The sequence below is a fragment of the Brooklawnia cerclae genome, assembly GCF_011758645.1.
Lineage (GTDB): Bacteria > Actinomycetota > Actinomycetes > Propionibacteriales > Propionibacteriaceae > Brooklawnia > Brooklawnia cerclae.
Window position 1 is genome coordinate 848770 of record NZ_JAAMOZ010000001.1, and the last position, 15296, is coordinate 864065.

A 15296-nucleotide genomic window follows, 5' to 3' on the forward strand; every position below is an offset into this window, starting at 1 on the left:
ATCTGTTGCGACCGTGCCCGTTGATGGACAACGCGGGTGCCTGGCGGGCATGGTGCATCGCTCGGCCGCGCCGCTCGCCGAGCACGCACGGCTCGAAGACGCACGCGTCTAGGGTCCTGTCCGCGGCGAGGACGAGCGAGGGACGACCCGCGCGGCTTCCCGGGCAGGTCGAAAAGCCACCGGTTCGTCGGCTCGGGCACCGAAACGCGAAGCCCGGAATAGCATGAAAAGATGTCACGGGCGGCGCGCAGTGTGCAGCGCTACTGGGCCGAGCAGTTCGACCTCATGCGTAGGCTCGTTCCTGCTGTCCGGGCCCGCGAGCCGGAATCGATCCACGATCTGCGTGCGGCCGGACGTCGGTTGAAGGCCACGGTGCGCATCTTCAGGCCGCTGCTGCGTCCCCGGCTCGCCGAGCGGCTTCTGCTCGAACTCGACTGGTACAACGCCGTGCTCGGGCGTGCCAGGGACGCGGAGGTCGTCCACGAACACATGGCCGAACTCCTGTCCGGTCATCCCGGTGCGCAACCACTCCTGGACGACTTGGCCGCCGAGCGGGAACGCCTGGCCGGAAAGGCCGACGCCATGCTGGCCACCGACCGCGTCGACCAACTCGATGACCTTGTGGAGGAACTGACTTTCAAGCCGTGGCGGCGTGCCCTGCGCCGTGGCGGTCGAGACCCTTCACGTCGGCAGATATTGCGGCGCGTCCGGTGGGCCGAGCGGCGCGTGGGGCTGGTCTGGCGAGAAATCCCTGCTCACGAGGAGGACCGGAGAGAGTGGGAGCACCGGCTTCGTCGCAGGGCAAAGGCGGCCCGCTACGCGGCAGAGGCCGTGGCGTCGGCCAAGCATGCCGCGGATGGCAAGGCTGAACGCTATGCCCATGTTGCCGATGTACTCGGGATCGTTCAGGACTCCGTCGTCGTGGAGCTCGTCCTCGCGGGCCGTTCTGACGATCTGGCCGTAACCGCTATCGCCGAACAACGCCGCCGTTCGCAGGAGGCGGAGCGTCAGCTCGCTGACGCCGTGGAGCAGGCGCTGCCCGCATCCCTGCGGTGACAGGAATGCCTTCGCGCGGACGCCCCTGCGGCGTGGTGCGCGCACTACGATCGATATGGCAGTCCCGCCGATCCAGCATCGGGGGGACGCGGCGTCCAGGCCAGCACATCGATTCAGCCGTTATTGAATCGATCCATCTGCAATGAAGGAGAAGGACATGCCCGAACTGACCACCTACCAGAACTACATCGCGGGTGAGTTCCGCGCCACCGCCGAGACGATCCCGGTGGAGAACCCGGCCACCGGTGAGGTGCTGGCCTACGCCCCCCGTGCCACACAGACCGACGTCGACGACGCGCTGCAGGCCGCCCTCGAAGCCAAGAAGAGCTGGGCTCTCACGCCCGCGCCGGAGCGCGCGTCCTACCTGACCAAGATCGCCGAGGGCATTCGCGCCAACGAGGCGATGCTGACCGACGTGCTGGTCAAGGAGCAGTCGAAGACTCCGGAACTCGCCAACGTGGAAGTGCTGTTCACCGCCGACTACCTCGACTACATGGCAGGGTTCGCGCTGCGTGTCGAAGGCAAGGTGCTGAACTCGGCACGGCCGAAGGAGACCATCTTCATGCTGCGGAAGCCGCTGGGTGTCGCCGTCGGGATCCTGCCCTGGAACTTCCCGTTCTTTCTCATCGCCCGCAAACTCGCCCCGGCGTTGGTGACGGGCAACACCTGCGTGATCAAGCCCGCGTCCGTCACACCGATCAACGCGATGGAGTTCGCCCGCATCGCGTCCGGCGTCGGGCTGCCCAAGGGTGTGTTCAGCATGGTCGCGGGCTCCGGCGCCATCGGCGAGAAGATGGCGGGCGATCCCCGCGTCGACATCGTCAGCTTCACCGGATCAGTGCCTGTCGGGTCGGCGATCATGGCCGCGGCGAGCAAGAACGTCACGAAGGTGAGCCTTGAGCTGGGTGGCAAGGCACCGGCCATCGTCCTCGACGACGCCGATCTCGACCTCGCGGTGCGCTCCATCAAGGCGTCCCGGGTCATCAACACGGGGCAGGTGTGCAACTGTGCCGAACGCGTCTACGTCACGCGCGGAGTCGCCGACGAGTTCATCAGCCGGATGACGGACGCCATCGCCGCGACGAAGTACGGCGACCCGAGCTCGGAGCCCGGTCTCGACATGGGTGCGCTCATCAACGCGGACGCCGTCACGCGTATCGGCGGCATGGTGGACGCGTCGGTCTCCCAGGGCGCCACGGTACTCACCGGCGGGCACGCCGCCGACCGCGGCAAGGGGTACTTCTTCCAGCCGACGGTGCTCACCGACGTGACGCAGAGCATGCCGGTGATCCAGGAAGAGGTCTTCGGCCCGGTGCTGCCCATCGTGGTGGTGGACGATTTCGACGAGGCCATCGAGAAGGCCAACGACTCCGAGTACGGCCTCACCAGTTCGCTGTACACGACCAGCCTCGCCAACGCGACCAAGGGCATGCGCGAGATCGACTTCGGCGAGACCTACATCAACCGCGAGAACTTCGAGGCCATGCAGGGCTTCCACGCGGGGACGCGCAAGTCGGGCGTCGGTGGTGCGGACGGGCCGCTCGGGGTGGAGGAGTACACGCGCACCCAGATGATCTACCTGGAGTCGTAGTCACACCGGTTCACGGGACGAGGCAGTGTGGCCCCGGCATCGGCGCCGGGGCCACACTGTCCCGGGGGGGAACCGCCGTTAAGGTTCGTCCAAGGTTCCGGCTCATAACGTGGGTGGCATGCTACCGGTTCCCCTGACTGACCCAGCGGCTCTGCTCGCAGCACTCGGCCCCTACGTGCTGATCGGTGTCTTCGTGATGGTGTTCATCGAATCAGGCTGCCTGTTCCCGTTCCTTCCCGGCGATTCGCTGCTGTTCACGGCGGCGCTGATGCACGGGCAACTCGGCATTCCGCTGTGGGCCTTGCTGGCGGTTGCGATCGGTGCCGCGTTCCTGGGCGATCAGGTCGGGTATCTGCTCGGCGCGAGACTCGGCCGGCGTCTGTTCAAACCCGAGGCTCGGATACTCAAGACCGAATACCTGGAGCGCTCCGAGCGGTTCTTCCGCAGGCACGGCGTCGCGGCGATCGTGCTGGCGCGATTCGTGCCCATCGTCCGCACGTTCACCCCTGTGTCTGCGGGAGGAGCGGGCATGGACCACCGCCGTTTCTCCATCTGGAACCTGCTGGGGGGAGTGGGCTGGGTCGTGATCATGAGCCTCGCGGGCCTGACCCTGGGATCGATCCCGTTCGTGGCCAGGCATCTCGATGTGATGGCGACCCTCATCGTCGTCGTGTCCGTACTGCCGATGGCGATCGGCGCGCTGTCCAAGTCGAGGAAGGCCACGGTGGTGGACGCGGACGATCGGGCGGCCGATGAGACTGTTGGTCGTTGAGGACAACCCCCACCTCGCCGCGTCCCTGAAGAAGGGGCTGCAGGCCAGTGGTTTCGCCGTGGACGTGGCGCTGAACGGTGTGGACGGCGCCCACCTGGCAACGAACGAGGCCTACGACTGCATCGTCCTGGACATCATGTTGCCGAGCATGAACGGCTACGACGTGCTGAAACGAGTACGGGCGTCGGGCTGCGACGCACCGGTGCTCATGCTCACGGCCAAGGACGGCGACCTCGACCAGATCGATGCCTTCGACCTGGGAGCCGACGACTACGTGACCAAGCCGTTCGGCTTCGTCGTGCTCGTCGCCAGGATCAACGCTCTCCTGAGACGTGGTCGGACGCACCGTGCCCCCGTGCTCCAGGTCGGCGATCTGCTCCTCGACACGAGCACGAACACCGCGCGGCGGGGTGACGTCTCGATCGAACTCACCGCGAAGGAGACCTCGCTGCTGGAATACCTGATGCTGCACGAGGGCCGGATCGTCTCCAAGACCGAGTTGCTCGACCACTGCTGGGACTCCAACTACGAGGGCAGCGACAACGTCGTCGAGGTCTACGTCCACTATCTGCGTCGCAAGCTCGACGAGCCGTTCGGCGTCCACACCTTGTTCACGCGCCGCGGCGCGGGCTATCAGCTGACGGCGGGCACCGAGCCGGAAGGCGAACGATGAGACCCGGCACGATCCGGCCCAGCGCCTCGGGGCGCATCGTGCTGGCGGGGGCCGGCGTCCAGGCCGCGATCATTCTGCTGGCAGGCATCGCTCTGGTCCTCGGCCTGCGCGTCGGGTTGGCGTCGGCCACCGAGACACTCGTGGACGACGTGACCACCAACATCATCTCGACGGCAGGCGGCTCCGGGATGGCCGCCGCGGTCGACGGGGCGGCGCGGGCGTCGACCACATCCATCGAGGTGTGCGCCCGCGACACGACCGGTCGGACGGTGAGCTCGGCCTCCGACGGGCAATGCGCCTGGCCTCCGGGTGTGCCGCAGTCCCTTCCCCCGGACGAGCAGCGTGTCTCTCCCGGCGGCACCGGGATGCTCGACTGGAATCTCACCGAGACGATCTGGCAGGTGCGGGGGACCGAACTCGACGGGAACCAGTGGACGATCGCGGTGCGGGCGGACATGGGTGAGGACATCAGGCTGCTCAGCCTTGCCAAGCGCCTGCTACTGGTCGGCGGCGTGGCGACGTGGGCGCTGGGGACAGTCGTTCTGTGGCTCGTCGTGCGGCGATCGCTTCGTCCGGTGGCGGCGATCCGAGCCACGGTCGACCGGATACGTGCGGGCAGCGACCTGGCCGAGAGAGTGCCGGTGCCCGCGGGCTCCGACGAGATCGCGTTGCTGGCCACGACCATGAACGACATGTTGGCCCGGTTGTCACAGGCCGACACGGAGCAACGGCGCTTCCTGTCGGACGCGAGCCACGAGCTGCGGACACCGGTGGCCGTGCTGCGTACCGGACTCGAGGTCGAGGCCGAGACGGACGAGGCATTGCCGGCCGGGAGCCGACAGGCGATCCGCGAGCTGGCGTCCCAGGCCGCCGGACTCGCGGAGCTGATCCAGTCGCTGCTCACCTTCACCAGGCTGGACGACCCCCACGCGGCGGTCGTCAGCAAGGAGATCGACCTGGACGATCTCGTCGACGGTGAGGTGAGGGACTTGCGGCTGGTGTCGTCACACCCGATCCAGCTCGTGATCGAACCTGCCAGGCTGCATGCCGATCCGACCCTGATCGGCCAGGTGGTGCGCAACCTCGTCTCGAATGCCGACCGCTTTGCTCGCACGTCGATACGGATACGGGTGACCAGCAGGGACAGCGAGTGTCTGCTCCTGGTCGACAACGACGGACCGGTGATCCCGCCGGACGATCGGGAACGCGTCTTCGGCAGGTTCGTCCAGTTGGACGACGCGCGAACCGGTGGCGGAGCGGGGCTGGGGTTGGCGATCTGTCACCGCATCTGCGAGATCCACGGCGGCGGCGTCCGCGTCACCGAAGCGCCTGACGGGTGGTGCCGGTTCGCGGTCACGCTTCCCTCCGGGGGAGCCGTCGAGTAGGGGTGCCGCCAGGGGGACCATGCTCGACGTGCCCAGGCCGGGAGCCTCAGCCGAGTGCCGACAGCGCCTGCTCGAAAGCCCGGTAGGCCGGGTCGTTGAAAAGCCAGAAACGGGCCTCGACGACCTCCGGGTGGTCGCGCAGCGCTTGCGTGACCGTGGTGAGCGCGATGCGTGCGGCAGCGTCCAGCGGATAGCCGTAGACCCCGGCCGAGACAGCCGGGAAGGCGACCCTCCGGCAACCGTGCTCGGCGGCGAGCTGGATGCTGCGCCGGTAGCAGGACGCCAGCAGTTCAGGTTCGCCGTGGCGTCCGTCCCGGTAGACAGGACCGACGGTGTGGATGACGTGGGCGACCGGCAGGTCGTAGCCACCGGTGATCTTCGCATCACCGGTGTCACAGCCGCCCAGCGTGCGGCACTCGGCGAGCAGACCGGGACCGGCCGCGCGGTGAATGGCGCCGTCCACTCCGCCGCCACCCAGCAGCGTGCGGTTGGCCGCATTGACGATGGCGTCGGCCTCGGAATCGGTGGTGATATCGCCCCTGTGCAGGGTGATACCGATGGCGTCCGGTCGTCCGGAACTGTTCGAGGTGCTCACGTGTTCCTCCGTCTCGGGATCGTGATCTGCCTCCACGGTACGGCCGAGGATCGGCGGCCGTACCAGCCCGTACCCTGATGGGGTGGACGAAGGAAAGTCGACGACGCGGATCCGAGTCGTGTGGATCGTGTGGCTGGCGGGCTTTCTCGTCGGCACCGGCTCACACGTCATCGATCTGGTGCTCGGCGGCATGGACGTCTACGCCGGGTTCCCTTCTCTCCTGCGCCTGTTCTGGGTGTCCCTGACACTTGTCGATCCGCTGACCGTGGTGCTGGTCGGGCTCCGCAGGCGCGCCGGGATCGTCCTCGGCGCCGTGGTCATCGTCACGGACATCGCGGTGAACTGGACCGTGTGGGCGACCATCGGCGGCAATCCGCTGTACGGCGCCGTCAACCAGACCATCTTCGCAGCGTTCGTCCTGGTCACAGCGCCGATGCTGTGGCGGTGGTTCGCGGGCGGAGATTCGATGTAGTGGGGCCTTCCCAGCGGTTCTCCTTCGAGTTGTCCCGCGAGTACCCGGGACAACTCGAAGGAGTAACCATGACATATGGCCCTAGGCCGACGTGCCGTCGAACAGGATGACCTGCCGCACCGCTCTTCCATCGGCGAGGGCGTCCATCGCCGCGTTGATGTCGTCCAGGGCGATGGTGGACGAGATGAGCGCGTCGACGGGTAGCTTCCCGTCCCTCCACAGCTGCGCGTAGGTCGGGATGTCGCGTGACGGCACGGCCGATCCCAGGTAGCTGCCCTGGATCGTCCGGGCTTCCGCGGTGAGGCCCAACGGGCTGATCGTCGAGTCCGCGCCTGGTGCGGGCAGCCCGACGGTGACCGTCTTGCCGCCGACGCCGGTGAGCTTGACCGCGGTCTCGAACGCCCGCGGGTGGCCCGCTGCCTCGACGACGACGGGCACTTTCACTCCGGCATCGAGCGCCTCCTGCGGCGTGTAGACGGCAGTCGCCCCGAGCTCTGTCGCCCGTCGCAGCTTGTCGGGAAGCGCATCGACGCCGATCACTCCGCCCCTGCCGAGCGAGATCGCAGTGATGAGCGCTGCCATCCCCACTCCGCCGAGCCCGACCACCGCGACGTCGTCCCCGACGGCCGGCGCGCCGGCGTTGATCACCGCACCACCGCCCGTGAGCACGGCACAACCCAGCACGGCCGCGACCGCAGGCGGGATATCGCTGCCCACCGGCACGATCGACCGCCGGTCGACGACGGCGTGGGTCGCGAATCCCGAGACGCCGAGGTGGTGGAACACCTTCTCGCCGTCGCGGTGCAGTCGCTCGCCCCCGGTCAGCAGCCGGCCGGCCGTGTTCGCCTCCGTGCCGGGGATGCAGGGGAGCTTGCCGTCGGTGAGGCAGTTCTTGCAGACGCCGCAGCGTGGCAGGAATGCCATGACAACGCGTTGACCAGGGTGGATGTCGTCCACACCGTCGCCGAGCTGCTCGACGATGCCCGCTGCCTCGTGCCCCAGGAGCATGGGCACCGGACGCGGCCGGTTGCCGTTGACCACGGAAAGGTCGGAATGGCATATTCCGGCGGCCTCCATGCGGACGAGTACCTCGCCGGGCCCCGGCGGGTCGAGGTCGAGTTGGCTTATGGTGATCGGCTTCGTCTCGGCGTAGGGCCGCTCGCGTCCGATCTCTTCCAGTACCGCTCCTGTGATCTTCATCCTTGTCTCTCGCTGTCGTGCGTGTCGTGTTCGGTGGTTGATGAGGCGGCCGATGTGGCCTCGCGTACCGCTGTGGCGATGTCGTCGCCCGCGCGAAGCGGCCGTCGTGCGAAGACGCCCTCGTGTGCGAGCACGGGGCGCCGGTCTCCGGCCAACTCGGGATGCTTGTCCTCGAGCTTGTCCCGGCGGGCGGCCAGGTCGTGCCAGTGCCGGAGGGTCTCGCGGTCGCCCCGGTTGGTCTGCACCCAGGTTCTCGGCATCTGGTCCCTGGACGGGCCCGGATCGGCCAGGCCGCCGATGTTCAGTTTCGACGGCCGTCGCGCCGCGGTTCTCCCGCAAGTCGGGCAGGCGGGATCGTCGTCCGACATCGATCCGATCAGGGCCTCGAACTCGTGCCCGGACGGGCAGGCGAAGTCGTAGAGGATCATCGCCGGCTCACGAGTAGTAGCCGTCGGGTGCGTATCGCAGTGTCTTCTTCTGCTCCGCGTCATGGCCGAAGATCACCTCGGCACCGGTGGCGTCGGCGATGGCCCGCAGCTTCTCCACGGACTCCAGCCAGACGAGGTTGTCCCATACGATCGCGGCGCCGACCGCGGGCGGGCCCCAGCTGTCCGAGAGATAGACGGCGTCCGAGGTGAAGATCTTCGGTCCGTCGTTGTCCAGATCGAGACGCAGCGACATCGTCCCCCAGGTGTGGCCCGGCGTCTGGATCACACTGATGCCCGGCAGGATCTCCTCGTCGCCGGCGATTCCGCCGATCTCGAGCCCGTCGTAGTCCGAGACGATGTGTGCGCCCTTGCTGTAGCCGGTGATCGTCTTGACCCCCTCCAACTCGGCCGTGCTCGTGAGGATCTTGGTCTTGGCCGGATCGAACATCTTCGCGTTGGCGGCGTGGTCGAAGTGGAGATGCGACAGGACGAGGATGTCGATGTCGTCGGGCTGCAGGTCGAACTGCGCCAGCGCCGTGTCGAGGTATCCGGGGCCGTCGACCGGCTCCCGAACCGGGAAGAAGTCATGGAATCCCGTCGGCGCCCAGCGGGTCTCCCAATCGCGTGGAACCCCCGTGTCCCACAGCACCCTGCCGTCGGGATGCTCGATGAGCACGGCGTGAGTGGGGCAATCGCCCCAGACAACGGGATCGTCGCGGTGGTGGCGATCCCGTATCGTCTTGCCGCCCTTCAGGAGCAGCCATGTCAGATCCGTCTCCATGACTCCGGTCGACAGGATGTGAACCGTCATCTGTGTCATCGCAACCTCCCTGTTGCGTGAGCAGCGCCTCTTCCGGTGCTGTTCGCCATGACCACGACGCCTGCTGGTGGGCCTGTGAAGACAACGGCCATCGTGGCCATTCCTTGGTCGGATCATAACCGCTGCGGGCGGGGCGAGAGCCGCATCCGCGAGGAATCGGTTGTGACAGGCCCGGACGAAGGGCAGCCGCACATGATGATCCGGACACGCTGAGTGCATGAGAATCGACGGAGAAGAAGGGGCGGAGGTGCCGCCGCCCCGCCACCCCCAGAGGGGCAACGGCACCTCCGCTTGAGATGCCTCTCCCGCATTCGGGTATTCCCCCCGTGTTTCTCCTATACGGGAGAGGCTGCTGTTGGCCGGCTGCTAGGCAGCCGGGTCGAGGTTGGTTTCCGTCTCGTCCACGATGAGTTCCACAAGTTGGTCGATCGAGAGGCTGAAAGCGATGCATGCGCCGGCGATGAAGTTGCTCGTTGGCGACTGCCGACGGTCGCGGACGCGTTGATAGGTGCTTTTCGACACCCCGATCGCACGGGCCATCGCGTCGTCGGTGTCGATCCCGCTGGTTTCCTGTGCATCCTGCAGGACTCCGGACCGGACCATCACTCGAGCCATGTCTGCCGCCCCCTCGTGGTTGCAATCGGCAACATCACGTGCTATTTGCAACAATATCCGCGTCGAAATTAGGTGTCAACAGGACAACGCATGTTGCGTTATGCAACATAGTTCACTAACCTCTGGGTCATGAACTCGATTCAGTGGCTCCGTCAGGTGGCGCCGGAGGCGGCGAACGGGGCGATCGCCGCGCGGGCCGGACTCACCAGGTCGACCCTCAACCGGCAAATTGCGCAGGGCGAACTCAAGCCCGAGGTAGTGGTTGCTGTCGCGCGCGCATACGGCAAGCCGGTCCTTGAGGGTCTGGTCTCCTGCGGGTTCATCACCGAGAAGGAGGCCGCACTCAAGGAGCGGATGGGTCTGGAGGAGGTATTGGCGGCGGCGACGGACGAGCAACTGTTGCGCGCCATTCTCGACCGGGTGGGTGCTGACGGGCAGGTCCATCACCCGCTGTTCGACGAGCCGCTCGACAGCGAGCACATACCCACGATGATGGGCGCTCGTGAGGAACGGCGTCGCCGCTTGACCGCGGACGCGCAGCCGACCGAGTGGGCTGCGCGGGAGGGCGAGATCCTCCATCCCGCCGATCCCGATTCGGCATAGAACTGTCGGTCCGTCACGACAGACTGGGGCCATGGTGGACCCTGTTATGCCAGAGGGCTGGCGGCTCGACGTCGAGAGGCTGCCGTCGGGCCTTGGACGTTGCATTTGGTCGCAGCGACGTATCGTCCTCGACTCGAGGCTCACGCCTGCCCAACGTCGTTGCACGCTCGCGCACGAGATTCTCCACGCCCGGCGTGGCCCGTTTCCGAACTGGCGGTTGGCGCGGGAAGAAGCGATCATCAGCGCAACCGTTGCCAGGATGCTGATCCCAATGCCTGCGCTTCTGGACGCCGTCGCATGGTCGCGGCAACCGGTGGAGTTGGCCGAGGTGCTCGGCGTTGATCTCGATACGCTGCGGCTCCGTATCAGTTCGCTCGCCTCATCGGAGCAGGCGCAGCTAGCGACGGCGCTGGATTCGTGTGGTCCCGAGCTCATGTGCGCCTAGGGCCAGGTCGCCGCTCCGATGGGGAGGGGCGACCAAGTGGGAGAGTTCCTCGTTGTATGCGTTCTGGACGCCGGAACCGGGAATTATTGAATAACCGGACTTCTCCGGTATATCTCGATCGCTACCGCGCGCCGAGCTGTCGTCCGGAAACGAATCATGCGGTCGGCGCGGACACTAGAATCAGCGTTCAGGAGGGACCGTTATTCGCTCAATCTCAAAGGAGAGATCGTGAATACGAAAACTGAATGGAGGCTGCTTTTCGAGCCTACCCGCGTCGGCAGCATTGCGGTGAAGAACCGCTATGCGATGGGCCCGATGGGGCCCTTGGGGCTGGCGACGCCCGGGGGTGGCTGGAGCCCTCGGGGAATCGAGTACTACGTCCGACGCGCGCAGGGTGGCGTCGGTCTGATCATCACCGGTGTGTGCCAGGTCACGAATCCCGCCGAGCATCTGCCCGCGGGAGCGCTGCCCAATCCGGTGCTGAACCCCGCGGAGTTTCTCTCGACCTCGCGAGAACTGACCGAGCGCGTGCACGCTTACGGCGCGAAGATCGTGTTCCAGGCGGGTGCCGGGTTCGGGCGGGTCATCGTCCCAGGCATGGTTCCGCATGGCAGCGCTCCCGTGGCGCCCTCGGCCATCCCGTATCGCTGGGATCCCTCGGTCACCTGCCGCGAGATGACCACGGACGAGATCCACGCCGTGGTCGGCAATTTCCGGGCGACGGGCGCACTGGCCAAAGCGGCCGGATTCGATGGCATCCAGGTGCATGCGGTCCACGAGGGATATCTGCTCGACCAGTTCGCGATCGAGTTCTACAACCATCGCACCGACGAATACGGCGGATCGCTGGAGAACAGGCTGCGTTTCGCCACCGAGATCGCTAGCGCCATACACGCCGGTGCCGGGGACGAGTATCCCGTGCAGCTGCGCTATTCGTTGCGATCGATGGTCAAGGATTGGGGCGTCGGCGCGCTGCCCGACGAGGATTTCGTCGAGCGAGGGCGTGACACCGAGGAGGGGATCGCTGCGGCGAGAATGCTGCACGACGCCGGCTACGAGGTGCTGGACGTCGACGCCGGCACCTACGACTCGTGGTTCTGGAACCATCCGCCGATGTACCAGAAGAAGGGCCTCTTCCTGCCGTTCGCCAAAGTACTGAAGGAGGCATGTCCCGACATTCCGCTCATCGTCGCGGGACGCCTCGACGATCCCGACCTCGCGGCTTCGGCCGTGCGCGACGGCATCGTCGACATGGTCAGTCTGGCCAGGCCGTTGCTGGCGGATCCCGACATCGTGCGGAAGATCGAGAGCGGGCATCCCGAGGCCGTTCGCCCGTGCCTCAGCTGCCAGGAGGGATGCATCGGACGCATCGAGCACTATGTGTCGCTGCGGTGTGCGGTCAACCCGATGACCGCGCGTGAGCGCGAGTATCAGCTGGTCGCGGTGCAGCCGCGCAACGCGAAGCGCGTCCTCATCGTGGGTGGCGGTCTGGCGGGCATGGAGGCGGCGCGCGTACTGGCCGTCCGTGGGCACACTCCTGTCATCCACGAGAAGGCGGAACGCCTCGGCGGCGTCGTCATCGCGGGCGGGCAGCCCTCGTTCAAGGAAGATGACCTGGCACTGATCGCCTGGTACGAGCGCGAACTGCAGTCGCTGGGGGTCGAGGTGCACCTCGGCGACGCGGTGCACCCGGGTGACTTCGATCCGCAACAGTGGGATCACGTCATCCTGGCATCGGGCTCGGTTCCCAACCGCTTGCCCGTCCCGGGTGCGGAGCGCGCGATCGACGCGTGCGATGCGTTGCTGGAACAGGATTCGCTCGGTCACGATGTCGCCATCATCGGCGGGGGACTGACCGGTTGTGAGCTGGGGCTGTCGCTGCGCGAGAGGAACCACAACGTCACGATCGTGGAGATGCTCGACGACGTGCTGGAGAAGAACAGCCCGCTGTGCATGGCCAACGAGTCGATGCTGCACGAGATGGTCCACGCCACCGCGGGCATCGGGGTTGCGACGAAGGCCCGCGTCTCGGCGATCGGGAGTTCCGACATCTCCGTCGACACTCCGGCCGGGCCCCAGCGGGTCGCGGCGGACTCGGTGGTGACGGCGATCGGGTATCGTCCGAACACCGAACTCGTCGAGGCCATCCGTGACAGTGGCATCCCGTTCAACGTGATAGGGGACGCACGTAGGTGCGCCAACATCATGTATGCGATCTGGGACGCCTTCGAGGTCGCTTCCCATCTGGAGTGAGGACGGGGCGGTCGGCTCGGTGCGGGGGCCGGCCGCCTCTTCGTCCCTCACCGAGGAGGACAGCGGACCTGTGCCGGGCGCGGGCCTCGCGTCCATGGCGAGCGCGGCTTTCCGCGGGCCCCTTTCCTCAATTAGCCCGCCCGGGTCGAGCACGACGTATTACGGTTGCTGTGCCGCTGGCATGCCTGATCGATAGGAGAAGCTCATGCGGGTTGTGATCATCGGTGGCTCGCACGCAGGGATCTCCTGCGCGCTGCGCGTGCGTGAGGAGTATCCGGACGCCGAGGTCGTCATGTACGAAAGCCAGGGCTCGATCGGTTTCATCGCGCAGTCAATACCGCTGTACCTGCGCGGGGACAAGCATTTCGAGAAGCTCAAGAGCTACACCGACGTCCCCGCCCTGGAGCGGCATGGTGTCGTCGTGCGCATCAACACCGAGATCCGCGGCGTCGACACCGATGCCAAGACGCTCGAGGTCGTGCCCGCGGGTGGCGTCCAGTTCACCGACCGCTACGACAAGCTCGTCCTGGCGACCGGATCCTACCCGTCGATCCCGTTGGCCTTCGGCTCATACCGCGATTCGCTCTATCTCGTGAAGAACTACGAGCACGCCACGCGCATCAAGGAACTCATGGAGAGCGCGAAACGCATCGTGATCATCGGCGGCGGGGCTATCGGTGTCGAGGTCGCCCGAGCGCTGCTCCACAAGAACGTGCCGACCACACTCCTGCAGTCGCATGCGACCATTCTCGACCGCTACGTCGACGACGAGGTGAACATCGACATCATCGACTCGCTTCGCAGTGCGGGGCTTGACGTCCATACCGAAGCCCTCGTCACGGAGTTCGAAGAGGTGCTGGGCCCCGATGGTCGGCGCCAGGTCATGGCCAAGACCTCCGACGGCCGGGCGTTCAGTGGGGACGGGATCATCTACGCCACAGGCTTCCGCCCCAACTCCTTCCTCCTCGGGGGCAAAGCCGAGTTGGGCGACAAGGGCGCGATTGTCGTCGACGACTACATGCGCACATCGATCCCGGACGTGTTCGCCGTAGGTGATTGCTCGACGACGAACCTCACCAACGTCGCCCGGCCCGTGTACGTCCCGCACGCCTCCGACGCGTTCCGCCAGGGTGAGATCGCCGCGATCAACCTGGTGGGCCCTCGCCAGAAGATCAACCCTTCGCAGGGCACCTACAACCTCAACATCGGTTCGCGCACGATGTGCATCTCGGGAATCACTTACAAGCGCGCGATCGAAGAGGGGTTGACGCAGAGATTGCCTCCTACCGCAACGAGTTCCTCGACATCGACGACCTCCTGCCACGCGCAGACAGCGACGAGGACCCCTACTACAAGGTTTGGCTCGTCTACGAGAAGGGGACTCACAAGGTTCTCGGGTTCCAACTCCGCGGTACGGCGACCGACCTGTCACCGTACGCCGATCTCATGTCACTGGCGATCGAGCGCGGTCTGACCGTCGAGGACCTGGAGTTCGTCGATTTCTACTTCAGACAGGGATACGCGGACCCACGTTCCTTCTCGAAGTACCTGGCCGCGGTCGTCCGCCAGCAGGACCCGAGGGTGTGATCGCCCTGGCCACGGTACCGACCTCCAGCACGGATCGCGACTACCTGGTCGCGACCCTGGACGCGTTACGGCGTCTCGAGGACGTCGGCAAGGCTCGCGGCGACCTGGACCGTGATCTCGAGCGCCGGACGCAGCACCGCCGCACGCTCGTCTCCGCGCTCGTAGCCGCGGTCATCCCGATCGGTATCTGGGTGTTCTTCGTCGCGGCCCAGGTCGCCGCCGCCCGCAGCCTCACCGAGGGCCTGAACATGCTCGCGGTGAGGTCCATAGGGCTCGTCGGGGCGACTGTGCTGCTCTTCCTCGTCGTGTACATCATCTGCAACTGGCTGTGGCATTCGACCGCCGTGACGCGGCTGCGGGCCGTCGTTGAGAAGCCGGTGCGCGCGGACTACCTGCGTCTGCGTGACGCGCTCGACGTGAGGTCGGAGGCGATCCTCGCCGAACCCGTCTTCGCCGACCCGCGGATCCCGGCGAACTTCATCCACCCGCACACGGTCGCCCTGCTCCTGCGGTTCTTCGACTCGGGTCAGGCGACCTTCCTCGACGCCGCCCTCTACATGCTCCGCCAAGAGATGGCGAACACCGTCTACTACAGCCAGATTGTGCCGGCCGAAACCGCGGCCGATCGTGAGCGCGAGCGCATCGCCGTCAACCGGCGGGAGATCGCCGACCATGACTGAAGACCTTGTGCCGTCCCCGGACGGGTCGCCCGTCAACGACACCGACGCCGTTCGGATCAGCCCCGATCCGAGCGGCAAGGACCTGGTGGTCGAGGGCTTCGTCCACGACGCGTTCTTCGAG

The 15296-nt window shown here is 66.4% G+C and carries 17 protein-coding genes; 12 read left to right on the forward strand and 5 right to left on the reverse strand.

The genetic code is table 11. From position 1 onward, the window contains the following. The first annotated feature begins 231 nt into the window (after nt 1-231). The 5 genes from FB473_RS04160 to FB473_RS04180 all read left to right on the forward strand — a co-directional run bounded on the left by FB473_RS04160 (nt 232) and on the right by FB473_RS04180 (nt 5477). Nucleotides 232-1056 carry a CHAD domain-containing protein gene (locus FB473_RS04160; protein ID WP_167165080.1) on the forward strand — a complete coding sequence of 275 codons (825 nt, stop codon included), beginning with the start codon at nt 232-234 and terminating at the stop codon, nt 1054-1056. 157 nt (nt 1057-1213) lie between these two features. Continuing rightward, complete coding sequence (aldA, locus tag FB473_RS04165; protein WP_167165081.1) at nt 1214-2647, forward strand: aldehyde dehydrogenase; 1434 nt, start codon at nt 1214-1216, stop codon at nt 2645-2647. 118 nt (nt 2648-2765) lie between these two features. Beyond that, the gene (locus tag FB473_RS04170) at nt 2766-3419 is read left to right on the forward strand and encodes a DedA family protein (protein WP_167165083.1); all 654 of its coding nucleotides are present in this window, start codon (nt 2766-2768) and stop codon (nt 3417-3419) included. Then, entirely contained in the window at nt 3400-4092 is a 693-nt protein-coding gene (locus FB473_RS04175) for a response regulator transcription factor (protein ID WP_167165085.1), read from the forward strand. The genes FB473_RS04170 and FB473_RS04175 overlap by 20 nt, the downstream gene beginning before the upstream one ends. Beyond that, nucleotides 4089-5477, forward strand: a complete 1389-nt coding sequence (locus FB473_RS04180) for a sensor histidine kinase (protein WP_167165087.1) — start codon at nt 4089-4091, stop codon at nt 5475-5477. Before FB473_RS04175 ends, FB473_RS04180 begins: the two co-directional genes overlap by 4 nt. A 46-nt stretch (nt 5478-5523) precedes the next feature. Here FB473_RS04180 and FB473_RS04185 read toward each other — a convergent pair whose 3' ends face one another. Then, nucleotides 5524-6072, reverse strand: coding sequence for an O-acetyl-ADP-ribose deacetylase (locus FB473_RS04185; protein WP_341770024.1), 549 nt, complete (start codon nt 6070-6072; stop codon nt 5524-5526). 82 nt (nt 6073-6154) lie between these two features. Here FB473_RS04185 and FB473_RS04190 point away from each other — a divergent pair, with 82 nt between their 5' ends. Next, entirely contained in the window at nt 6155-6544 is a 390-nt protein-coding gene (locus FB473_RS04190) for a hypothetical protein (RefSeq protein ID WP_167163656.1), read from the forward strand. A gap of 81 nt (nt 6545-6625) precedes the next feature. Here the strand turns inward: FB473_RS04190 and FB473_RS04195 are convergent, their stop codons facing one another. The 4 genes from FB473_RS04195 to FB473_RS04210 all read right to left on the reverse strand — a co-directional run bounded on the left by FB473_RS04195 (nt 6626) and on the right by FB473_RS04210 (nt 9607). Then, on the reverse strand, nt 6626-7744 hold the full coding sequence (locus FB473_RS04195) for an alcohol dehydrogenase catalytic domain-containing protein (RefSeq protein ID WP_167165091.1): 1119 nt from the start codon (nt 7742-7744) through the stop codon (nt 6626-6628). Continuing rightward, complete coding sequence (locus FB473_RS04200; RefSeq protein WP_167165092.1) at nt 7741-8172, reverse strand: FmdB family zinc ribbon protein; 432 nt, start codon at nt 8170-8172, stop codon at nt 7741-7743. The genes FB473_RS04195 and FB473_RS04200 overlap by 4 nt, the downstream gene beginning before the upstream one ends. 7 nt (nt 8173-8179) lie before the next feature. Next, entirely contained in the window at nt 8180-8992 is an 813-nt protein-coding gene (locus FB473_RS04205) for an N-acyl homoserine lactonase family protein (protein ID WP_167165094.1), read from the reverse strand. Between the two features lie 366 nt (nt 8993-9358). Beyond that, complete coding sequence (locus FB473_RS04210; protein WP_167165096.1) at nt 9359-9607, reverse strand: hypothetical protein; 249 nt, start codon at nt 9605-9607, stop codon at nt 9359-9361. A gap of 129 nt (nt 9608-9736) precedes the next feature. Between FB473_RS04210 and FB473_RS04215 the strand changes: the two genes are divergently transcribed. The 6 genes from FB473_RS04215 (at nt 9737) to FB473_RS04240 (ending at nt 15175) form a co-directional block, all read left to right on the forward strand. Further along, the gene (locus FB473_RS04215; RefSeq protein ID WP_167165098.1) at nt 9737-10210 is read left to right on the forward strand and encodes a hypothetical protein; all 474 of its coding nucleotides are present in this window, start codon (nt 9737-9739) and stop codon (nt 10208-10210) included. A 31-nt stretch (nt 10211-10241) separates the two neighbouring features. Then, on the forward strand, nt 10242-10655 hold the full coding sequence (locus tag FB473_RS04220; RefSeq protein ID WP_167165100.1) for an ImmA/IrrE family metallo-endopeptidase: 414 nt from the start codon (nt 10242-10244) through the stop codon (nt 10653-10655). A 228-nt stretch (nt 10656-10883) separates the two neighbouring features. Next, nucleotides 10884-12908: an oxidoreductase gene (locus tag FB473_RS04225; protein ID WP_446680464.1), complete on the forward strand. Its 2025-nt coding sequence runs from the start codon at nt 10884-10886 to the stop codon at nt 12906-12908. A 205-nt stretch (nt 12909-13113) separates the two neighbouring features. After that, entirely contained in the window at nt 13114-14382 is a 1269-nt protein-coding gene (locus FB473_RS04230; RefSeq protein ID WP_167165121.1) for an NAD(P)/FAD-dependent oxidoreductase, read from the forward strand. Next, entirely contained in the window at nt 14355-14495 is a 141-nt protein-coding gene (locus tag FB473_RS04235) for a hypothetical protein (RefSeq protein WP_167165123.1), read from the forward strand. Before FB473_RS04230 ends, FB473_RS04235 begins: the two co-directional genes overlap by 28 nt. Next, nucleotides 14492-15175, forward strand: a complete 684-nt coding sequence (locus FB473_RS04240; RefSeq protein WP_167165125.1) for a hypothetical protein — start codon at nt 14492-14494, stop codon at nt 15173-15175. The genes FB473_RS04235 and FB473_RS04240 overlap by 4 nt, the downstream gene beginning before the upstream one ends. Nucleotides 15176-15296 lie beyond the last annotated feature (121 nt).